The sequence below is a fragment of the Pseudomonas sp. MYb327 genome, from assembly GCF_040438925.1.
Lineage (GTDB): Bacteria > Pseudomonadota > Gammaproteobacteria > Pseudomonadales > Pseudomonadaceae > Aquipseudomonas.
Genome location: NZ_CP159258.1, coordinates 2,188,928 through 2,210,420, shown reverse-complemented (window position 1 = coordinate 2,210,420; position 21,493 = coordinate 2,188,928). Strand labels below are relative to the sequence as shown.

Sequence of the window (21,493 nt, the reverse complement as noted above, 5' to 3'; positions counted from 1 at the left end):
ATCGCGAGCAAGCTTGCTCCTACAAGGGCCAGGTCAGGGCCGACGGTCGGTTGCCATGGTGATTTCGACAGCCTTGTCTAGAATTCAGATGTCGGCAGCCCGTCTGCCGCCACCGTGACTGTCCAGAAAATCCGGCAAAAGTACCGGGTTTCCACCTGATCAGGAGTGAACGATGGACCTCAACCGTCGTCAGTTCTTCAAGGTCGCCGGTATCGGCCTTGCAGGCTCTAGCCTGGGCGCGTTGGGCATGGCCCCGACGCCAGCCTTCGCAGAGCAGGTGCGCCACTTCAAGCTTGCCCACACCCATGAAACCCGCAACACCTGTCCGTACTGCTCGGTCGGCTGTGGGTTGATCATGTACAGCCAGGGCGATACCGCGAAGAACGTTGCGCAAAGCATCATCCACATCGAAGGTGACGCCGACCACCCGGTCAACCGCGGCACCCTTTGCCCCAAAGGCGCCGGCCTGCTGGACTTCATTCACAGCCCCGGCCGCCTGCAGTACCCACAGGTACGCAAGCCCGGCAGCACCGAGTGGACGCGTATTTCCTGGGATGAAGCGCTGGATCGCATCGCCGACCTGATGAAGGCCGACCGCGACGCCAACTTCATCGAGAAAAACGCTCAGGGCCAAACGGTAAATCGCTGGCTGACCACTGGTTTCCTCGCGGCATCAGCGGCGTCCAACGAAGCGGGCTACATCACCCACAAGGTCATTCGCAGTCTCGGCATGCTGGGGTTTGATAACCAGGCGCGTGTCTGACACGGCCCGACGGTGGCAAGTCTTGCCCCGACGTACGGCCGTGGAGCCATGACCAACCACTGGACCGATATCGCCAACGCGAATCTGGTTCTGGTGATGGGCGGCAACGCAGCAGAAGCGCATCCGTGCGGCTTCAAGTGGGTGACCGAAGCCAAGGCGCATAACAAGGCGCGGCTGATCGTGGTCGACCCGCGTTTTACCCGGACCGCTTCGGTGGCCGACTACTACGCGCCGATTCGTACCGGCACCGACATCGCTTTCATGGGCGGGCTGATCAATTACCTGCTGACCCAGGACAAGATCCAGCACGAATACGTGCGCAACTACACCGACGTGTCGTTCATCGTCAAAGCCGGCTATGGCTTCGAGGACGGGATTTTCAGCGGCTACGACGTGACCAAGCGGGCGTACACCGACAAGTCCGGCTGGGGCTATGAAATGGGTGAGGACGGCTTCGTCAAGACCGACCCGAGCCTGCAAGACCCGCACTGCGTCTATCAATTGATGAAGCAGCACTACAGCCGCTACAACATCGAACTGGCGAGCCAGATTTGCGGCATGCCGGTCGATGCCATGCAAAAAATCTGGGACGAAATCGCTACTTGCTCGGTTCCGGGCAAAACCATGACGATTCTCTACGCCCTCGGTTGGACCCAGCATTCGATCGGTTCGCAAATCATCCGCAGCGCGGCGATGGTGCAACTGTTGCTGGGCAATGTCGGCATGCCGGGTGGCGGTGTCAACGCCTTGCGCGGGCACTCCAATATCCAGGGGCTGACCGACCTGGGCCTGCTGTCCAACTCACTGCCGGGATACCTGACGTTACCGGGCGATGCCGAGCAGGATTACAACGCCTACATCGTCAAGCGCACTCAGAAACCGCTGCGTCCGGGGCAACTGTCCTACTGGCAGAACTACAGCAAATTCCACGTCAGCCTGATGAAAGCCTGGTACGGCGCCAATGCCTCGGTCGAGAACAATTGGTGCTACGACTATTTGCCGAAACTCGACATCCCCAACTACGACATCCTCAAAGTGTTCGACCTGATGGGCCAGGGCAAGGTCAACGGCTACATGTGCCAGGGCTTCAACCCGATCGCCGCGTTGCCTGACAAAAACCGGGTGATGGCGGCGCTGGCCAAGCTCAAATGGCTGGTGGTGATGGACCCGCTGGCCACCGAGACTTCGGAGTTCTGGCAAAAGGTCGGGCCCTATAACGACGTCAACAGCGCCGATATCCAGACCGAAGTGATTCGCCTGCCCACTACTTGCTTCGCCGAGGAGGACGGCTCGCTGGTCAACAGCAGTCGCTGGCTGCAATGGCACTGGAAGGGTGCCGATGGACCTGGCGAAGCGCGCACCGACGTGCGGATCATGAGTGAGCTGTTTCTGCGTCTGCGCCAACGCTACCAGGCGAACGGCGGTGCTTATGCCGATCCAATCCTGAAACTGTCGTGGCCGTACAAGATCGCCGACGAACCGTCGCCGGAAGAGCTGGCCAAGGAAATCAACGGCAGCGCCACCGCCGATTTCACCGACGCCACCGGCGCGCTGATCAAGGCCAATGCGCAACTCGCCGGGTTCGGTCAACTCAAGGATGACGGCAGCACCGCCTCCGGTTGCTGGATTTTCTGCGGCAGCTGGACTGAAGTCGGCAATCAGATGGCCCGCCGCGACAACAACGACCCGTTTGGCATGCACCAACATCAAGGCTGGGCCTGGGCCTGGCCGGCGAACCGGCGGATTCTCTACAACCGCGCCTCGGCGGACCCGCAAGGCAAGCCGTGGGACGAGAAAAAACGCCTGGTGTGGTGGAACGGCAAAGCCTGGGCCGGCACCGATGTGCCCGACTATAAGGCCGACGTGCCGCCGGAAGCCGGGATGAATCCGTTCATCATGAACCCCGAAGGCGTGGCGCGGTTCTTCGCCGTCGACAAGATGAACGAAGGCCCGTTCCCCGAGCACTACGAGCCCTTCGAGACGCCCATCGGCATTAACCCGCTGCACCCGGAAAACAAGAAAGCCACCAGCAATCCGGCGGCGCGGATCTTCGATTCGGTGTGGGACACCCTCGGCGTGGCCAAGGATTACCCGTACGCCGCCACCAGCTACCGGCTGACCGAGCATTTCCACTTCTGGAGCAAGCACTGCAAGCTCAACGCGATCGCCCAGCCCGAGCAATTCGTCGAAATTGGCGAAGTGCTGGCCAAGGAAAAAGGCATTGTCGCCGGCGACCGGGTGCGCGTCAGTTGCAAGCGCGGGCACATCGAAGCGGTGGCGGTGGTGACCAAGCGGATTCGGCCGTTGCAGGTCAACAATCAGGTGGTGCACCAGATCGGTATCCCGTTGCACTGGGGTTTCACCGGCCTCACACGCCACGGTTACCTGACCAACACACTGGTGCCGTTCCTCGGCGATGGCAACACACAGACCCCGGAATCCAAGTCATTCCTGGTCAACGTGGAGAAAATATAAATGGCCAGCCAAGACATTATTGCCCGCTCGGCCACCACCACCGTGCCGTCCTCAGTGCGCAATCAGGAGGAAGTCGCCAAGCTCATCGACACCACCAAGTGCATCGGTTGCAAGGCTTGCCAGGTCGCCTGTTCGGAATGGAACGAGCTGCGCGACGAGGTCGGCCACAACCACGGCACTTACGACAACCCGCAAGACCTCACCGCAGAAACCTGGACGTTGATGCGCTTCACCGAGCACGAAACCGATGCCGGCAACCTCGAATGGCTGATCCGCAAGGACGGCTGCATGCACTGCGCCGAACCCGGTTGCCTGGCGGCGTGCCCCAGCCCCGGTGCGATCATCAAGCACGCCAACGGCATCGTCGATTTCAATCAGGACCACTGCATCGGCTGCGGCTATTGCATCACCGGTTGCCCGTTCAACATCCCGCGCATCTCGCAGAAGGACCACAAGGCCTACAAATGTACGTTGTGTTCGGACCGGGTGGCGGTGGGGCTGGAACCAGCCTGCGTGAAAACCTGCCCGACCGGTGCCATCGTGTTCGGCTCCAAGGAAGACATGAAGGAACACGCCGCCGAACGCATCGTCGACCTCAAGAGCCGTGGTTTCGACAATGCCGGTTTGTATGACCCCGCGGGTGTCGGTGGCACCCATGTGATGTACGTGCTGCACCATGCCGACACGCCGAGGCTTTATGCCGGGTTGCCGATTGATCCGACGATCAGCCCGCTGGTTGATCTGTGGAAAGGCGTGAGTAAACCCTTGGGCTTGTTGGCCATGGGCCTGGCGGTGTTGGCCGGATTCTTCCACTACGTGCGCGTCGGACCGCAGATCGTCGAAGAAGATGAACTGCCGCCACTCAACGATCCTGCGGTGCATGAAGTCGACCCGTCAGTGCACACCTACGATCCGAAGCGGGAGGACCGGCCATGATCCGCAAACAGATCCTTCGTTACACCGCCAACCAGCGCACCAATCATTGGCTGGTGGCGATCCTGTTTTTCATGGCCGGATTATCCGGGCTGGCGCTGTTTCATCCGGCGCTGTTCTGGTTAAGCAACCTGTTCGGCGGCGGGCCGTGGACCCGCATCCTGCATCCATTTATGGGCGTGCTGATGTTTGTGTTTTTCCTCGGCCTGGTGTTGCGTTTCTGGCGCGCCAATTACTTTATCGCCAATGATCGCCTGTGGTTGCGGCGCATCGACCGGGTGATGAAAAACCAGGAGGAGGGCGTGCCACCGGTCGGCAAATACAACCCGGGGCAGAAGCTGCTGTTCTGGACTTTACTGCTTTGCATGTTGGGACTGCTGTTCACCGGTCTGGTGATCTGGCGCGCGTACTTCAGCGAATACTTCGGTATCACCACGATCCGCTGGGCAATGTTGCTGCATGCACTGGCCGGTTTCGTGCTGATCCTGAGCATCATCGTGCACATCTATGCCGGTATCTGGATCAAGGGTTCGGTCAGCGCAATGATGCACGGCTGGGTCAGCCGCGCCTGGGCGAAGAAACACCATGAACTGTGGTACCGCGAAGTGACGCGTGACGAGCGTCCGCGTCGCGATCCTCCGCTGAGCAAAAAAGGATAACGATTTGGCCACCATTCTGGAGCCAGGACAGATCGAAGCGGCGGCCACCTCACCGCCGGTTCTGCACCTTCCACCGCACAACCTGTTTACCCTGCGTGCGTTGCGCCTCGAACGCTTGGCCGAAGGCCATCCCTTGGCCGATTACCTGCAACTGGTCGCCGGATTGTGCCACGCGCAACAGCGTTTGCTCGACGATCCGCCGCCCGCCGCGACGCCGGACCCGCAACGCATCCAATTGTGCCTCGACCACGGCTTGCCACCCTTTGCCGCCGACAGTCTGGTGCGTGAAAACGGTTGGCTGGCGTTTCTGCATGCACTGTTGCCGAACTTTCGGTTGCCTCCACAACCGGCAGTGGAGAAGGCCGTCGCGTCGTTGCGCAGTGCCAGCGACGGGCAGGTCAAGGCCTGGGCACTGGCGCTGGTCAGCGGTCAATACGCCTTGCTACCGCCGGCGGTGGTGCCGTTTCTCGGCGCTGCACTACAGACAGCCTGGAGTCACTGGTTGCTGAGCACCCCGGGCCTGGCCTTGAAACCCGGCAACAGTCTCCATCAATGCCCGGCTTGCGGATCGCCCGCCATGGCAGGCGTGATCCGCCATCGCGGCAAGTACAACGGCTTGCGCTATCTGGTTTGTTCCTTGTGTGCCTGCGAATGGCATGTGGTGCGGGTCAAGTGCGTGTATTGCGAGCAAAGCAAAGGCCTGCAATACGTCAGCTTCGACAGCGACCGTCATGCGGCCGACAAGGCGCCATTGCGCGCGGAAACCTGTCCGGGCTGCAAAAGCTATCTGAAGCAGATTTACCTGGAGTGCGATGCCGAGGGCGAAGCCTTGTCCGCCGACCTGAGCAGCCTGATGCTCGACATGCGACTGGAGCAGGAAGGCTTTCAGCGCCCGGCACCCAATCTGTTGCTGGCGCCCGGGGGCGATTGAAGCGAACGTCTACACTCAGGCGGTCAACCTTTGCGGGAGCGCCTGATGTCCGCCAGATCCACCAGCCCAGCCTTGCGACTTCCTTCTATCGACAGCTTGCTGCGCCACCCGGCCTGCCATCCGTTGGCCGAACGTTATGGGCGCGAGGCGTTGCTCGCCAGCCTGCGGACGTTGCTCGATGACTTGCGCGAACCGGTGCTGGCAGGGCAGCTCAACGAAGTAGAACTGGTGCCCGAAGTGCTGGCGGGCCGCGTCGGCGAACGGCTGCAGACGCAACATCGCAGCCATGTTCGCCGAGTGTTCAACCTCACCGGCACCGTGCTGCATACCAATCTTGGACGGGCGCTGTTGCCCGAGGAAGCCATTGAAGCGGTGCAAATGGCCGCGCGCTATCCGTTGAACCTGGAATTCGACCTGCACAGCGGCAAGCGTGGCGACCGCGACGACCTGATCGAAGGCTTGATCCGCGAACTGACGGGCGCCGAAGCGGTGACCGTGGTCAACAACAATGCCGCCGCCGTATTGCTGACCCTCAACAGCCTGGGTGCGCGCAAGGAAGGCATCATTTCCCGGGGCGAGCTGATTGAAATTGGTGGCGCCTTTCGCATTCCCGACATCATGGCCCGCGCTGGGGTGAAGCTGCACGAAGTCGGTACCACCAACCGCACCCACGCCCGCGACTACGAAGCCGCCATCGGTCCACGTAGCGGTCTGGTCATGCGCGTGCATGCGAGCAACTACAACATTCAGGGTTTCACCACCAGCGTGCCGACCGCCGAGCTGGCGCAACTGGCGCACCAGCACGGTTTGCCGCTGCTGGAAGATCTCGGCAGCGGCAGTCTGCTGGACCTCACTCGCTGGGGATTGCCGGCCGAACCGACCGTGCGCCAGGCCTTGCTCGACGGCGCCGACATCGTCACTTTCAGTGGCGACAAACTGCTGGGTGGCCCCCAGGCCGGGTTGATTGTCGGTCGTAAAGACTTGATCACACGGATCAAGAAGAACCCGCTGAAACGCGCACTGCGGGTCGACAAACTGACCCTGGCCGCCCTCGAAGCGGTACTTGGTCTGTACCGAAATCCTGATCGACTGGCCGAACGCCTGCCGAGTCTGCGTCTGCTGACCCGGCCGCAGGCGGATATCTTCGCTCAGGCTGAACGCCTGCAACCGTCATTGGCGCGGGTGCTGGGCGACGCCTGGCACGTTAGCGCGGAAGCGGCGCTGGGCATGATCGGCAGCGGTAGCCAACCGGTGGCGCGCTTGCCCAGTGCCGCGTTATGCCTGCGACCGCAAACGTCGAAACGTCTCCGTGGAAGATGTCTGCACGGGCTGGAAGAGGCGCTGCGTGCCTTGCCGATCCCGGTGCTCGGACGCATCGATGACGACGCCTTGTGGCTGGACTTGCGGCAACTGGACGACGAGCCGGCATGGCTGGCGCAACTCGAACAATTGGAGTCTTAGGGTGATCGTCGGCACGGTAGGGCACATCGACCACGGCAAGACAGCATTGCTGGAAGCCCTGACCGGCCAGGCCGGTGATCGGCGACGGGAAGAGCGCGAACGCGGCATGACCATTGACCTCGGCTACCGTTATGCCGAGCTGGAGCCGGGCGCGGGCCTTACCGGTTTTATCGACGTGCCCGGCCACGAACGCTTCACCCACAACATGCTCGCCGGGGCTCAGGGCATTGATTTGGTGTTGCTGGTGGTGGCCGCCGATGACGGTGTGATGCCGCAGACCCGCGAACACCTGGCCATTGTCGAACTGCTGGGTATTCCTCGGGCGCTGGTAGCGATCAGCAAATGCGACCGGGTAGAAGCGGCGCGGGTACAAAAAGTGCGCGAGCAAATTGAATCCTTGTTGGCACCCGGTATCTATGCCGATGCGCCGTTGATTGCGCTGTCGAGCGTAACCGGACAGGGCATCGACACCCTGCGCCAAACCCTGATCGAAACGCAGCGGGACGTCGTTCAACGTAGCCTTGACGGTGGTTTTCGCCTGGCGATTGACCGGGCGTTCAGCGTCGCCGGTGCGGGCATTGTGGTCACCGGCACGGCGCTGTCCGGTCAAGTGGCGGTGGGCGATACGTTGATGCTCGGCCCCCTCGGCAAAACCGTGCGCGTACGGGGGCTGCATGCGCAGAATCAACCCGCGGAGGTTGCCATGGCCGGTCAGCGCGTTGCGCTTAACATCAGTGCCGATCGCCTTGCGCTGGAGCAGATTCACCGTGGTCAATGGCTGTCGGCAGAATGGCTGTATGCACCGACCCAGCGTCTGGACATCGACCTGCGTTTATTGTCCGGCGAAGCGAGGGCCTTCGAGCACTTTCAGCCAGTTCACGTTCATATCGGCACACAAGACCTGACCGGACGCGTGGCCTTGCTGGAGGGGGCCAGCCTGGCGCCCGGTGAGCGGATGTTCGCGCAAATCCTGCTGAACGCGCCGGTGCAGGCCGTGAAGGGCGATTCGCTGATCCTGCGTGACCAGAGCGCGCAACGCACCCTCGGTGGCGGTCGAGTGCTCGACCCGTTCGCACCGTCCCGACAACGACGCAGCCCCGAGCGATTGGCGCAGTTACAGGCACTGACATCGAGTGATCGCCTGGAAAACGTACTTCCCGTTTTGCTGGCCAACAGCGACACCGGCCTTGACCCACAGCGACTGGAGCGCCAGTTCAACGCTCCGCGCACCCTATGGACTTTGCCCAATGACGTGCGTTTGATCGAGACTCGGCATGGCCCGCTATTGTTCAGCACGGCCCGTTGGCAGGCCCTGAAAACGGTTGTGCTGCAATACCTGACACGCTTTCACCAACTGGAACCGGACCAAATGGGCCCGGACCGTGATCGCCTGCGTCGTTTCACCGGCACCGCCCTCGACCGCCCGACCTTCATCAGCCTGCTCGACGAACTGCTGGCCGACGGCACTATCACCAGCAGTGGACCGTGGTTGCATTTGCCCGATCATCAAGTGCGCTTGAGTGAAGAGGACGAGGCGTTGTGGCAACAGTTACAGCCGCAGTTCGAGGCGGCCGGGTTCGATCCTCCATGGGTACGCACTCTGGGGCATGACGAAGCCACGGTGCGCCTGCTGCTGCGCAAAATGGCCCGCTTGGGACTGTTGCATCAAGTGGTGCGCGACCTGTTTTACACCGACGCGATGATCCGGCGTTTGGCGGCTATGCTGTTGCAACTGGCCGAGGGCAACCCGGTGATCCAGGTATCGGCGTTTCGCGACGCGGTGGGCCTGGGGCGCAAGCGCAGTATCCAGATTCTCGAATACTTCGACCGCCTCGGCCTGACCCGGCGCTTTGGTGACCGACGCCAGATTCGCCTGGATAATGCCCTGGCCAGAGAAATCGGGCACTGATTCAAGGAAGGTAATCGCGCCCGGTGGCGCGGCCGGGCTTCAAACCCGGTTGGGGACGGCATCCGTTCCCGGGCAGGTTCGACTCCGGCTACCTTCCGCCATTTTCCGCTCAAAAAGGCCCGAAACTCAGCGGGTACTGGATGACCATGTAAAGCCTGTCGATATCATCGCCGCCCTGGGCAGCGTTGGCGCGGTGCGACACGTGGGACACCTGCAGGCTCAACCCCTTGGCGGCGCCGGACTGCACGATGTAGTGCATGTCGATGTCGCGCTCCCAATGACGTCCGCCATCCCCTTGTTGCGGCACGTACTCGCCCAGGGAGGGATCGAACGGGTTGTAGGCGCCGCCCTTGGGCGCATGGGTGCCGTCGATGCCGCTGCCTTTGACGTAGCGCGTCATGAAGTTCAGTCCGGGCACGCCGAAGGTGCTCAAATCCAGGTCGTAACGGAGCTGCCATGAGCGCTCGCCCGCGCCGTTGAAGTCGGCGTACTTGATCGAGTTGGCGAGGTAGATCGAGTCACCACCGACGAAATCGAACGGCGTATCGCCATGGATTTTTTGATACGCCAGGGTGAAGCCATGGGCGCCAATCGCGTATTTACCCGACAGGCTGTACGCGGTGTTGTCGATGGCGCCGGCCAGCGCCTCACCGGTTTCTTGCGTGTGGTAGATATTGGCGTCGATGAACATCCCGGACTGTTTCAGGTGCAAGTTGCCGTAATACTGATGCCAGGTGTCTGTCAGCTCGGAAGCATAAATCGCCCCACCGGCCGGGCTCTGGGTGAACAGGTCGGCACCCGCGAACGAGATGCCACCGGCATCTGTCGTGGCCCCATAACCGGAAAAATTACCTTTGCCTGATGAACTGTCCTGGTTCTTGAAGGCGGTGAAGTGGCCGGCAGAAAGCAGGGTGCCGTCGAATTCGCGAGTGTTGAGCAGAAAACCGCTGGCGTACTCCGGTTGCAGACGTTTGTCCGCCGTGTCGAACACCGGGGTTTCGACCATCATTTCGCCGAAGGACAACGTGGTTTTGGAGGTGTTGAGTTTGATGGCGCCGCCACCGCTGGAATAGTTGCTGGCGCTACGACCGTCACTGTCGACCGGCAATAGACCGGTCCCGGAGTGGCCTTTTCCACCGTCCAGTTTCAGACCCGAAAATGCATGGGCGTCGGCGCCAAAGCCCACAGTGCCCGGCGTGAAGCCGGATTCAAAAGAGCTGATAAAGCCCTGCGCCCATTCGGCCCTGTAGCTTTTTCCCGTCGGCGAAGGGGAGCGGTAGTCGCTGTTGAGGTAAAAGTTGCGACTGAGGACATCAAACGACGCACCTTCGAAGAAACCTGATGCCGATTCGTCCGCCAACGCGGTCCCGCAGATGCTGGTGGTTAGCAGCGACAGGCACAAGGGCAGGTTGCCCCGCAGGGCTGGGGAGGCACACTTCATCGATCTGTCACCACAGGATTTCGACCGCGAGACGTCCGCAGTCGCAGGCAGTTTGAAAGCGTTGGCCTTGACGGCGATCCGTTCATTTCCAAGCCTACACGCTGGAACGGTGCATGGTTGCGCAGATTGCTCGGCAAGTATTGAACCGGTGTGCTGTGTTCGAATTGTTTTCCAGGCAAGGCAAGGTCGGCACGCCGTGACGTTGCCCGCTCGGGTCGGCGTGGACATCGCCGCGACTAGAGTGGTTCCACTGAAGTTTCGTTGATCCTTTACGTTGTGTAATGAGCGTCTATGCTGGGCTAACGGATTCCTCAAACCCACAGCGAATCGTCAGGAGACTTCCATGGTGCCCACATCGCTCTCAGTGAAAGCGTTGTCCCGCGGGATGCTCGATGTGCTGATCCGCGCCGGACTGATTGTGGTTCTGGTGCTGTTCTGCTTCGAGATCTTCCGTCCCTTCCGCGACCTTATGCTGTGGTCGGTGATCCTGGCGATTACTCTTTACCCGTTGCAAGAGCGACTCATGGGGCCGTTGGGGCAAAAAGAAGGGCGCGCCGCCACGTTAATCGTGCTGGTGGCGATTGTGATTCTTATGGTGCCGATTTACCTGCTCGGGGTCTCGATTGCCGATTCGGTCGAAAACGCGATGGAGGTCGTCAAGAGTGAAGGCATCCAGATTCCCCCACCCAGCGATGCCGTTGCGCAATGGCCATTGATAGGCAAACCGCTTTCAGCGCTCTGGCTGCAAGCGTCGACTGACCTTCCTAGCCTGACCGCCAAATACATACCGCAAATCAAGGATGTCAGCCTGGGACTGTTGGGCAAACTGGCCGGCGTCGGCATGGGTTTTCTCATGTTTATCATTGCGCTGATCATCGCCGGGATCTTCATGGCCTACGGCAAGGCTGGCAGTCACGCCGCCGTGCAGATTGCGTCGCGGATCAGCGGCCCGGATAAAGGCCCGCAAATCGCCACTTTGTGTACCGCAACGATTCGTGCCGTGGCGCTTGGCGTGGTCGGCATCGCCTTCATCCAGATGCTGTTGGTGGGTCTGGGCTTTGTCTTCAAAGGCGTGCCGGGTGCCGGGCTGTTGGCATTGGCGGTGTTGTTGCTGGGCATCATGCAGTTGCCGGCGACCTTGATTACGGTGCCGGTGATTGCCTATGTGTTCGCCACCGAGGGCGCCAATACCACGACCATCATCTTCTCGGTGTTCGTCTTCGTTGCCGGGTTGGTGGACAACGTGCTCAAACCGTTGCTGCTGGGCCGAGGCGTGGACGTGCCAATGCCGGTGGTGTTGATCGGTGCGCTGGGCGGCATGGTCACCAGTGGCATCCTGGGTTTGTTTATTGGCCCCGTGGTGCTTGCGGTCGGCTATCAGCTGTTTTGGCAGTGGGTGGAAGATCGGCCGCCCGTGGAAGAAGAGTTTTAAAGATACCGCTCCCGCCGCGGTCCTTCGCCCTGCGCTACTTCCAGGAAGCAGGGAAGGGCCGCGTCACCAACGTCTGAGCTACTTCTGCCGGGCAGTCGATCTTTCAAATGGCTGTCAAGGTTCATCGGCGTGCAGCGCGCAACCTCAATATCTGACAACCGTTCATCGCTGAACTACGCTGCGATCTGTACCCGTGTCCTGTAAGGAACTGACACATGCGTAGCAGGTTGCTCGCAATATTAATGGCTGTTGGTGCGATGTTCTGGGCTGCGCTGATCTGGGCCGAGGACACCAGCCAACCTGATGAACATCCCCCTGCCGAACTGAAAATCGCCAACCGCAGCATTATGGTTTTCCGGGCCACGTTGCTTGGAGAGTCACCGGAGTCGCGGGTCAAACGGGCGAAATGGGTCATCAGTGAGGCCCTGGATGACACCGATGATCTCAATGTTGTCGTTGACTCCATCCAGAACAGTTATCTGGTGCTGATAGGCGCCAAGCGCGCCTTTATCGTGTCGCCCAAGGATGTCGATAGCAGCGAATACGATTCGGTCCAGCAGGCCGCCGAAGCGGCGGCCGAGAGGCTGCGGCAAGTCGTGGCCGAAACCCGGGAAGCGCGCAATCTGCGAATGATGGTCAGGTCACTCATCGCTGTCGCAGTGGCCACCGGCATCTATTTCGCTTTGCTTTGGGTCATGGCTTATCTGCGGCGCAAACTGTTGAAAAAGCTGCCTGACTTGATGGATCGCCATACCAAGGCGCTGCGGGTAGGGCGCGTGCAGATTCTCGACGCCAATTACTTGTACCCGCTGGTCAGCCGTTTGCTTGGCGTGCTGCGCTGGATAGTCGTGTTGCTGCTTACCTACGAGTGGCTGGGTTTTGTCCTGTCACGGTTCCCCTATACCCGGCCCTGGGGAGAAAGCCTTAACAACTATCTGCTGGAAGTGGCCGGCTATTTGTTTGAGGGAATTGTCGGCGCGATACCCGGACTGGGTGTGGCGCTGGCAATCTTTTTCATCGCCCGTGGCGCGGTGGCGTTCAGTCGCCGGATCCTGCGGCGGATGGCCACACCGGGCACTTTCAGTTGGCTCAACCAGGAAACCCTGCAACCGACTCAACGCCTGACGTCCCTGGCGATCTGGCTGTTTGCGTTGGCCATGGCTTACCCCTATCTGCCGGGTGCCGGCACGGATGCGTTCAAAGGTTTGTCGGTGTTGATCGGCGTGATGATTTCACTGGGCGCCTCCAGTGTGGTCGGGCAAGCGGCGGCGGGATTGATCCTGACGTACACCCGGACCCTGCGACCCGGTGAGTTTGTGCGCATCGGCGAATACGAAGGTACGGTGACGGAATTGGGCATGTTCACCACGCGCATTCGCACCGGATTGGGAGAGGTGCTGACGCTGCCCAATTCGATGATCACCAGCACGGTCACCAAGAACTATTCGCGCACGGTGCAAGGTCCCGGTTACGTAGTCGATACCGTTGTGACCATCGGCTACGACACGCCTTGGCGGCAGGTGGAGGCGATGTTGCTGGAGGCCGCCAGACGCACGGAGGGCATCCTGGAATCGCCACCGGCGCAAGTGTTCCAGACCGCGTTGTCGGACTTTTATCCGGAGTATCGACTGGTGGCGCAGGCCATTCCCAGTCAGCCACGCCCGCGTGCGGTGCTGCTCAGCATGTTGCATGCGAACATTCAGGATGTGTTCAACGAGTACGGCGTGCAGATCATGTCGCCTCACTATCTCGGTGATCCGCCCGCAGAGAAGTGGGTGCCCAGGGACAAATGGTTTACGGCACCGGCGCAAGAACCGAAAGATTCGTGAGCGAACGCAACCTCCATCAATCGGCGCCGCGCGACTTATTACCAAAAAAAAGGCGACTCATCAGTCGCCTGTAAGAGTCGCCACATGCGTGTTTAACGTTAACGAATCCCTTCCTGACGCAACGCTGCCGGGGTGTAATTGGCAGCCGAAGCCCTGGCGCCGAACTCGATGCTGCGTTTCTCTTCGTTCTTCAGGCCCAGCACCGAATAGCGCCCGGACTGCAGGTCTTAGAGGCATGACCTCCTCTGATTGCGCCGATCCATTCGAGTGTCTTGGGCATTAAATGCCTAATTACACCTCGTCTACACTCTATCCATTACATCTCGCAACGGACGCAGTCATGCTCGACTACTTTGCTCTGGGCCTATTGATCTTCGTTGGAATAGTGCTGTTCTACGGGATCATCGTGCTGCACGACATCCCCTACGATATTGCCAAACACCGCAATCATCCCCATCAGGACGCGATACATGCAACCGGGTGGGTCAGTCTGTTCACTCTGCATGCGCTTTGGCCGTTTTTGTGGATATGGGCCACGCTTTATCGCGAAGATCGAGGTTGGGGATTTAGGGATGGCGAGTCGCCCAAGAGCCATGTCGTTCATCTGGAGCAACAGGTCGCGGACCTGCAAAAGCGCATTGAAGATCTGGAAACAGCAACAGGAACGCCGCAGAGTTTTCGTACGCCACCCGATAGTCGTGGCGGAGGCATTTGACCCATGGACCTGTTGCTTATCCTCACCTATGCGGCCTTCTGCATAGCGCTATTCAAAATATTCCGCATACCTTTGAACAAGTGGACCGTGCCGACGGCGGTGTTGGGTGGCATCGTGTTGATAGGTGCGTTGATTTTTACAATGAACTACAACCATCCCTATTCCGAGGTGGCGCGCTCTTATTTTATCTCTGTTCCGGTGATACCCGTGGTCACTGGTCAGGTGATCGACGTGCCGGTGCAAACGAACCAGTCGCTGGAAAAAGGCGATGTGCTGTTTCGCATCGATCCCACCCCGTTTGAAAATCGTGTCAAGTCCCTTAAAGCGCAACTCGTCTCAGCAAGGGGTGATCGCTATCGGATCACGGAGTTGATCAAACGCAATTTTGGCACGCAACGTGAACTGGACTCGGCAATAGCACGAGCTGATGATTTGCAGGCACAACTGGACAATGCTCAGTACGAACTCGACAACACCACCGTCCGTGCGCCGAGCAAGGGCTTCGTCACGCATGTTTCCCTGCGTCCGGGCATGATGGCGTCAAAGTTGCCGTTGCGACCTTCCATGGTGTTCATTCCCGAGGAAGGGCAATACTTCGCTGCCTGGATGAGGCAGAACAGCCTCCTGCGCCTGGCTGTGGGGGATGAGGCTGAGGTGGCTTTCGATGGCATTCCCGGAAAGGTTTTCCAGGGTAGAGTCAAGACGGTCTATTCGGCGATTGCCGAGGGGCAAGTTCAGCCCTCCGGTACGCTGATCAACTTCTCCGGCTCAACATCCCCTGGTCGTGTTCCGATCATCATTGAAATCACCGATCCGGAATTCGCCCAATATAAAAGCCAGATGCCGGGTGGCGCTTACGGGCAGGCGGCACTCTATAGCCAACACTTCCATCATATTGCGGCGATGCGCAAGATTCTGCTGCGCATGGCCGCCTGGATGAACTACATCTTCCCGTTCCATTGATGAAGCGAGCACGGCGATACTTGCTCGTCAAACCCGGAGTGCGGCGCGTAACTGGCCGGTGTTGGAATGGCTTCGCACTTATCCGTGCGCTTGGTTCAAGGAAGGTGTCATTTCCGGGCAAACGGCAGCGGCGGTGGTCATTACCAAAATGCCTGTTCCTCAACCTCGAACAGGCGCTGGGTACCTGATTGAAAAAGGCCGCCCGCAGGCGGTTTTCTACAATGCAGGCGCTAAGGCACGGCATAGACGTCGAAAAGCTTCTTGGCGGTTTCACCGACGCCTCCCAGGAATTTCGTGTAAGCCTGTTCGATCTCACCGGAGCGATACATGTTGCTTAACACGGTATCGACCAGCAGACGGAAGTCCTCATCGCCACGCTCGAGCATCATCGAGGTTGGCGCGTACTTGTAGATGCGGTCGAGGACCAGCAGCTCACCGTTGGGATAGTCACTGGCAATATGATTCTTGAGCACGATGCGGTCGGAAAAGAACGCATCGGCCTTGCCGTCGGCAACCAGCTTGATCCCATCGTCGTTATTCTTGACCGTGACCAGGGTGGCGATCACGCCGAGCAGACGCATCTGCTCGCGTATCCACTGCTCCGTAACGCCACCCTCGGGGGCGGCGAAAGTTTGCCTGGCCAAGCCTTGATTGACGGTCGCGCGCCAGGTTGGGCCGTCATGCGCCACTTCACCCCTGAGGATCTTGAGCAAGGGCAGGGGTGAATTCTTGTGCACCACGGCAGAGAGCCCGGCGGTGTAAATCGGCACTGAATAACTCACCACTTTGCGTCGCTCAAGGGTCGTGGGTGTTGGTGTGCAGAAGATGTCGACCTTGCCTGAGCTGACGGCGCTGACTTCTTCGGTAATTTTTATCGGCACAAAGCGTACTTGCAACGAGGTCAGCCCAAGTTCGGTTTTGACCTGGTCGGCGATTTTACTGCACAGGTCAATGGCGTAGCCGCTGGCTTTGTCGCCCACGTGGCTGCTGAACGGGGCAAAGTCCGGTTGATAACCCAGGGTCAGGGTATTGCTGGCTCGCACGCGCTCCAGAGTATTGGCACAGGCCATTGCCGACACCATCGACAGTCCGCAAGCGATCATCACCCTCAGCGATTTACTCGATATCAGGTTCATGGATTGACTCCCCTATTCAGATCAGCCGCCGGCTCGTTGACAAAGCGCTTGGCGAGGAAACCATAGAGCAAGTAGCCGACGGCGAGGACCAGAGTGCCGCCCATGACCGCATCCTTGCCGCAGGCATACAAGGCATACAACGAGTAGGCCACCGCCACCAGCAACACCACCAGGTTGCGCGTGTATACGGAAGCCCCGACGTTGGCCTTGTGCATGATCACCAATAAGCCGGTCAGTGCTGTTATGTAGGGAATCAGGTTGGTCACGGCGGCCAGGCTGACCAGCTTGCTGAATTGCGCAGCGGCATCCGGGGAGATGGTCGACAAGGCCATGAGGGTCTGCAGCACGCCGCAGACGATCATGCCGACGACGGGCGCGTTCATCGAGTTGACCTTGCTGAACAGCTTGAGGAACAGGTTTTGGTCGGCCGTCATCTTGGCGGTTTGTGCCAGGGTGAACTGCCAGCCCAGCAGCGAGCCAATACAAGCCATGACTGCCAGCGCCATGACGATGTTGCCTACCATCGGGCTGAATATCTTGCTGTAGACCAGCGCGAAGGGCGCGGAGGAATTGGCCAGTTCGGCGTTGGGCACGATGCCCTGGATGACGGTGGTCGACAGCACGTACACCACGGCTGCACCGAGAGTACCGAACAGGCAGGCCAGTGGCACGTTGCGCTTTGGATTTTCCACGGCATCGGTCGCTTGGGCGGCCGATTCCATCCCCAGGAAGGCCCAAAGGGTCAAGGGTATGGCTTTGGAGATGGCTTCGGAAATGGGCAGGCTATTGGGGTTCCAGGCAGCAGCCAGTACATCGGGCTTGAACCAGAACCAGCCGATAATGCTCAGGCCCGCTACCGGTATGATCACGCCCCACACCGTGATAGCCCCGATCTTGCCGGTAATGCCCGGGCCACCGAAGTTGGCAACGGTGGTCAACCAGATCAGGCCGATCGTGCCGATGCACAGGGGGATGGCTCCCGTTCCGAGCCAGGGTACAAAGGCCGTCATATAGCCCACCGCGGAGATCGCCACGGCCACGTTGGCAATCGCCAGGGAGAGGAAATACAGGTATGAACAGAGGAAGAAGCCGGACTTCGCGTGAGCTTCCTCAGTGTACGCGGACAAGCCGCCAGACCGGGGGCAAAATACTCCGCACTGAGCGAAGCAATAGGCGATGGCCATCGAGCCGATAGCGGTGAATATCCATGACAATAGCGAAACAGCACCGAGTTGAGCCATGTTGGTAGGCAGCATGATAATGCCAGACCCCATCATGTTGACCGTCACCAGCGTCGTGAGCCCCATCAGGCTCATTTTCTTGCTTGAATCAGCCATCGCGTACTCCTTGCCCAGTTCAAATATTGACCCTCGACCTGGCTGCGTACGGCCAATCGCCAGGTAGGGGGCAAGCTTTGCTGCTTGCACACATAAACCTTTTAAGCCGAAGAAAACGTTGCTCCTTGAACGGGGTGAGGATCAGAGCACGTACCGTCAGCACCGCAACGGCGATATCGGTGAAGTCGATTTGATCCAGGGCAATAAGCGGGCGGGATGTATGAAAGCGCTGTCTAACGGCATCGCTTGCAGCAACTTTCAAAACATTCATAACCAGAGTCTCTTGGCTTGTTTTGATGTTGAGTTACCGGCCTAAGGTGGCTGTATAGATACCGGAACAGGGTCAGTGCTAATTGCCCTTTTGGGTATAGATCATTTTTTTAGCGTTGAAAGGTTTAATGATTTTTTTGCGCGATTTAATCCGGCCAGTTCAATCAACGACTCATTGAGTCTGCGAACCATTGCTCGTTGCGATTGGCACGAGTTGTTAGTCAGCGTTCATGCCCACTTGAACCGGGCTGGAAATCTGGCGACAAAACAGGTGCCTGACTCCTGCGTGGAGGTAACGCTCAATGCGCCGTTATGCGCGGCGGTGATCTGAGAAGCGATGTAAAGCCCCAGACCCAGGCCTTCGCCGCGCTTTCCGGCTTCCGACCGGGTGAATGGCTGGAACAGCAACGGCATCAGTTCAGCCGGAATCGGCGTGCCTTGGTTCGTCACCGATATGACGACTTCATCTGCTTCGGTGTATGCCCGGACGTTGACGCAGGTGTCTCTTGAACCGTGCGTCACGGCATTTCCCAACAGGTTGGATAGCAACTGGCTGATACGTAGCGGGTCGCAATAGACGCCGGCCGGCAACTCCAGCGAATGTACGACGGACACCCGGGGATGTGAGGCCTGCACTTCGTCTACGGTCAATCGCAGTACTCGCTCCAGGTCATCGACTAATTGACGCTTGATCGGGATTCCACTCCCCAGTCGCCCTCGCGCAAAGTCCAGAACGTTTTCAATCAGGTGCCCCATGCGCGTAGAACTGTTGCGGATGGCTGATATCAGCTTGAGCGAACGTTTGTCCTCGATTTTGGTTTCCAGCAGATCGGCGCTCATCCGAATGGCGCTGAGCGGGGTGCGCAGATCATGGCCCAGCACGGCGATGAATTGCTCGCGCAGCCGGCCATTTTCATTGGCGTCTACCAGTGCCGCTTTGGCTTTTTCCAGGTTGTTCTGAGTGTCGAGGCTCATGGCGATGAGTTGGGCGAAGAGGGTGAGTGTCTTGGCGATGGCCGGCTCGTCGAGATTCGCCGGCACGGAATCGATCGCACACAACGTGCCGAAAAAGTCGCCATTGGCTTTGATGATCGGGATGGAGATATAGCTCTCCAGTCCATAGGTTCTCGGTGTGTGGTGCGACGAAAAAACCGGGTGCTCACTGGCATGGCCGAAAATCACCGGTTGCCTGTGTTGGCGGATTTCATGGCAGATGGTCGACTCGAGAACTAACTCACCACCGGGTTTCAAGCCGAAATCGATGGCGTCATCCACCGCACAGGCCACCCAGTTCTCTTCGGTGACTCTTGCTACAGCGGCAAAACGCATCCCGGTGAGGTGCCTGACCATGCTCAGGATGACCGGCACAGCCTCAATGCTGCGGACGGCTTCGATATCGAGTGAAAAATCGGCGTGGGTCATCAGTCGGTGATTCAAGGAAATGTGCTCAAAGACTAAGCCTTATCTCGCCGACTGGCCAATGGATGATCGGTAGTTTGCCGGACCGATGACAGGCAACGGCTTCATCACTCCTCTTCTCTCAACGCAATGATCCGCCCCGATTTTTCAGCCTCCACCAGCGCAGCATGGTCCTTGGCGTTTTGCTCGGCATAGGCGAGGGCAAATTTTCCGATGGCCTGGTCGAAGGAGTCGGTCTTGCCCAAGTAGCCACTGATGAGTGCCGCATCACCCGATTTGGCGTGGGCACGGGCCAGGGTAAGACCGCACCACTCGGCGTACATCTTCAAGCGGGGGGCGGATATGCCTTCGATGGGCGCGGACATTTTCATGTCCCGCAACTGCCGGACGAAGAAGTGCCGGCCGTTCTGGCTGCGGGTCCAGCCCAAAAAGATGTCGCTGGACGACTGCATCAATCGCTGTCCTGTGACGACACGCTGCCCCTGGTTTTCGTAATGGCTCTTGCCGGCATAGGGCGCCAGGACCGAGGGACTGGCTTCCTTGAATTGCAGAAGCAACGGGTGGTTTTCCGCGGAAAAGAACAGGCCGACGAAACAATAGGTCCCGACACTGCCAATCCCGACCGCTTTGACGGCAATGTCTTCGAGGCGGTAGCGATCGAACAGCACCCGCCGCTCGTGGGGCAGTGACAATCGGTAGTCTTGCAGGGCCAACTGGACGTTCTGCACGAAGCCCTTTTCATACACATGAAAAAGTATCGGCGGTTGATCTATCAGGCGCCGGCGCCCGCCGACTTCGCCACTGATCTTGGGAAAGAGATAATCGCCGACACGCATCCTGGCCTTGGCGACCAATTGTTCGCGGATTCTCTTGATCTCCGCATTGGGTGCCATGTCGATGATTGCTTGGGCATCCAGTCGGTCATACCAGACCTCCATCGGGCTCATCTTGGAAAATTTGCGCAGGCGCGCACGGTAAGCGCGTACGCATTCGGCGGCGGCGGCCCGCGCCCATTTATCGCTGAGGTGGTTATCGCGCGCGGCCACGGCAAAACTGATTGCCAGGCGTTTTACATCCCATTCCCAGGGCCCGGGGAGCGTTTCGTCGAAATCGTTTATATCGAATATCAGATTGCGCTCGGGGGTCGCGAACAACCCGAAGTTCATCAAGTGACAATCCCCACAGGCCTGCACCTGAATGCCGGTGGTGGGCGTCATGGCCAAGTCATGCGCCATCAAACCCGCAGAGCCCCGAAGAAACGTGAACGGACTGCGCAACATGCGGCCGTAGCGCACAGGTACCAATTCTGGCAGTCGATAGCGGTTGGACTCTTCGAGAAGTTCGATCGAGTCACGGCGCTTGCCGGTGGGTTTCCAGTCGGCGTGTTCGGCATGCGGCAGGCGTTCACGTAACCGCTCACCTTCGTACAGTCGTTCCTTGCGCGAGTGAAAGACAGGTTCGTCCCCGTTGTCTTCCTTTTGCCCTGCGGTGTTGTTGACGGGCCTGTTTTTGCGGGGGGGCATGTCTACTCCTTTGCTCAACGAAGTCTGACTCGCTTGGGCGCAGGATCTGTTAATTCGACTGTTCCGTCAGCCTGCAGAAGGCACGTGCGCCGGTCGGCTGGAAAGCGCCAAAGCTACTGTTTCAAGCGTAGCAGCGTGGAAACGGTTGTCTTGGTCGAGAAGTCGCGTTTAACTCGTTGTCCGGCTTTTTATTGGCACTAAAGCGAATAAAACGATTGAAAAAAATTCTCATAAGCTTTAAACGGGATGCTAACTGGCACATTGATAGCAACCAGTCAGAGAGACCGGCAGTTTGAC

General features: G+C 59.2%; 16 protein-coding genes and 1 tRNA gene. 11 read left to right on the top strand and 6 right to left on the bottom strand.

Annotated elements, in window-relative coordinates; all coding sequences use genetic code 11:
• The first annotated feature begins 172 nt into the window (after window positions 1-172).
• From fdnG to ABVN21_RS09815, 7 genes are all read left to right on the top strand, one after another.
• Window positions 173-3,238: a formate dehydrogenase-N subunit alpha gene (gene fdnG / locus ABVN21_RS09845; RefSeq protein WP_339553768.1), complete on the top strand. Its 3,066-nt coding sequence runs from the start codon at window positions 173-175 to the stop codon at window positions 3,236-3,238.
• Window positions 3,239-4,174, top strand: coding sequence for a formate dehydrogenase subunit beta (gene fdxH / locus ABVN21_RS09840; RefSeq protein ID WP_339553767.1), 936 nt, complete (start codon window positions 3,239-3,241; stop codon window positions 4,172-4,174). It begins immediately after the preceding gene.
• The gene (locus ABVN21_RS09835; protein WP_339553766.1) at window positions 4,171-4,830 is read left to right on the top strand and encodes a formate dehydrogenase subunit gamma; all 660 of its coding nucleotides are present in this window, start codon (window positions 4,171-4,173) and stop codon (window positions 4,828-4,830) included. Before fdxH ends, ABVN21_RS09835 begins: the two co-directional genes overlap by 4 nt.
• A 4-nt stretch (window positions 4,831-4,834) precedes the next feature.
• Window positions 4,835-5,761 carry a formate dehydrogenase accessory protein FdhE gene (gene fdhE / locus ABVN21_RS09830; RefSeq protein WP_339553765.1) on the top strand — a complete coding sequence of 309 codons (927 nt, stop codon included), beginning with the start codon at window positions 4,835-4,837 and terminating at the stop codon, window positions 5,759-5,761.
• A gap of 45 nt (window positions 5,762-5,806) precedes the next feature.
• Window positions 5,807-7,222, top strand: coding sequence for an L-seryl-tRNA(Sec) selenium transferase (gene selA, locus ABVN21_RS09825; protein ID WP_339553764.1), 1,416 nt, complete (start codon window positions 5,807-5,809; stop codon window positions 7,220-7,222).
• Between the two features lies 1 nt (window position 7,223).
• A complete protein-coding gene (selB, locus tag ABVN21_RS09820; protein WP_339553763.1) occupies window positions 7,224-9,131 on the top strand; it encodes a selenocysteine-specific translation elongation factor in 1,908 nt (635 codons plus the stop codon).
• A gap of 5 nt (window positions 9,132-9,136) precedes the next feature.
• Window positions 9,137-9,232 (top strand) — tRNA-Sec (locus ABVN21_RS09815).
• A gap of 8 nt (window positions 9,233-9,240) precedes the next feature.
• On the opposite strand, the gene ABVN21_RS09810 is transcribed toward ABVN21_RS09815, so the two are convergent.
• Window positions 9,241-10,572 (bottom strand): OprD family porin, encoded by a 1,332-nt coding sequence (locus ABVN21_RS09810; protein WP_339553762.1) that lies wholly within the window; start codon window positions 10,570-10,572, stop codon window positions 9,241-9,243.
• Window positions 10,573-10,915: 343 nt separating this feature from the next.
• On the opposite strand from ABVN21_RS09810, the gene ABVN21_RS09805 reads away from it, so the two are divergent.
• From ABVN21_RS09805 to ABVN21_RS09790, 4 genes are all read left to right on the top strand, one after another.
• Entirely contained in the window at window positions 10,916-12,004 is a 1,089-nt protein-coding gene (locus ABVN21_RS09805) for an AI-2E family transporter (protein WP_339553761.1), read from the top strand.
• A 215-nt stretch (window positions 12,005-12,219) separates the two neighbouring features.
• Entirely contained in the window at window positions 12,220-13,833 is a 1,614-nt protein-coding gene (locus tag ABVN21_RS09800) for a mechanosensitive ion channel domain-containing protein (protein WP_339553760.1), read from the top strand.
• A gap of 340 nt (window positions 13,834-14,173) precedes the next feature.
• On the top strand, window positions 14,174-14,548 hold the full coding sequence (locus ABVN21_RS09795; RefSeq protein WP_339553759.1) for a DUF3302 domain-containing protein: 375 nt from the start codon (window positions 14,174-14,176) through the stop codon (window positions 14,546-14,548).
• A gap of 3 nt (window positions 14,549-14,551) precedes the next feature.
• Window positions 14,552-15,511 (top strand): HlyD family secretion protein, encoded by a 960-nt coding sequence (locus tag ABVN21_RS09790; protein ID WP_339553758.1) that lies wholly within the window; start codon window positions 14,552-14,554, stop codon window positions 15,509-15,511.
• A gap of 230 nt (window positions 15,512-15,741) precedes the next feature.
• On the opposite strand, the gene ABVN21_RS09785 is transcribed toward ABVN21_RS09790, so the two are convergent.
• The 5 genes from ABVN21_RS09785 to ABVN21_RS09765 form a co-directional block, all read right to left on the bottom strand.
• Window positions 15,742-16,647, bottom strand: coding sequence for an amino acid ABC transporter substrate-binding protein (locus tag ABVN21_RS09785; protein WP_339553757.1), 906 nt, complete (start codon window positions 16,645-16,647; stop codon window positions 15,742-15,744).
• Window positions 16,644-17,984, bottom strand: coding sequence for a putrescine-ornithine antiporter (gene potE / locus ABVN21_RS09780; protein ID WP_339553756.1), 1,341 nt, complete (start codon window positions 17,982-17,984; stop codon window positions 16,644-16,646). The genes ABVN21_RS09785 and potE overlap by 4 nt, the downstream gene beginning before the upstream one ends.
• Window positions 17,985-18,003: 19 nt before the next feature.
• Window positions 18,004-18,255 (bottom strand): hypothetical protein, encoded by a 252-nt coding sequence (locus ABVN21_RS09775; RefSeq protein WP_339553755.1) that lies wholly within the window; start codon window positions 18,253-18,255, stop codon window positions 18,004-18,006.
• Window positions 18,256-18,482: 227 nt separating this feature from the next.
• Entirely contained in the window at window positions 18,483-19,676 is a 1,194-nt protein-coding gene (locus ABVN21_RS09770) for a GAF domain-containing sensor histidine kinase (protein WP_339553878.1), read from the bottom strand.
• A 104-nt stretch (window positions 19,677-19,780) separates the two neighbouring features.
• On the bottom strand, window positions 19,781-21,196 hold the full coding sequence (locus tag ABVN21_RS09765) for a DUF2252 domain-containing protein (protein WP_339553754.1): 1,416 nt from the start codon (window positions 21,194-21,196) through the stop codon (window positions 19,781-19,783).
• Window positions 21,197-21,493 lie beyond the last annotated feature (297 nt).

Bases quoted from the DNA above. Each gene is read 5' to 3' on its own strand.
- fdxH (WP_339553767.1), top strand. From the start codon at position 3,239: ATGGCCAGCCAAGACATTATTGCCCGCTCGGCCACCACCACCGTGCCG.
- ABVN21_RS09835 (WP_339553766.1), top strand. From the start codon at position 4,171: ATGATCCGCAAACAGATCCTTCGTTACACCGCCAACCAGCGCACCAAT.
- selA (WP_339553764.1), top strand. From the start codon at position 5,807: ATGTCCGCCAGATCCACCAGCCCAGCCTTGCGACTTCCTTCTATCGAC.
- ABVN21_RS09810 (WP_339553762.1), bottom strand. From the start codon at position 10,572: ATGAAGTGTGCCTCCCCAGCCCTGCGGGGCAACCTGCCCTTGTGCCTG.
- ABVN21_RS09805 (WP_339553761.1), top strand. From the start codon at position 10,916: ATGGTGCCCACATCGCTCTCAGTGAAAGCGTTGTCCCGCGGGATGCTC.
- ABVN21_RS09800 (WP_339553760.1), top strand. From the start codon at position 12,220: ATGCGTAGCAGGTTGCTCGCAATATTAATGGCTGTTGGTGCGATGTTC.
- ABVN21_RS09795 (WP_339553759.1), top strand. From the start codon at position 14,174: ATGCTCGACTACTTTGCTCTGGGCCTATTGATCTTCGTTGGAATAGTG.
- ABVN21_RS09790 (WP_339553758.1), top strand. From the start codon at position 14,552: ATGGACCTGTTGCTTATCCTCACCTATGCGGCCTTCTGCATAGCGCTA.
- ABVN21_RS09785 (WP_339553757.1), bottom strand. From the start codon at position 16,647: ATGAACCTGATATCGAGTAAATCGCTGAGGGTGATGATCGCTTGCGGA.
- potE (WP_339553756.1), bottom strand. From the start codon at position 17,984: ATGGCTGATTCAAGCAAGAAAATGAGCCTGATGGGGCTCACGACGCTG.
- ABVN21_RS09775 (WP_339553755.1), bottom strand. From the start codon at position 18,255: ATGAATGTTTTGAAAGTTGCTGCAAGCGATGCCGTTAGACAGCGCTTT.
- ABVN21_RS09770 (WP_339553878.1), bottom strand. From the start codon at position 19,676: ATGACCCACGCCGATTTTTCACTCGATATCGAAGCCGTCCGCAGCATT.
- ABVN21_RS09765 (WP_339553754.1), bottom strand. From the start codon at position 21,196: ATGCCCCCCCGCAAAAACAGGCCCGTCAACAACACCGCAGGGCAAAAG.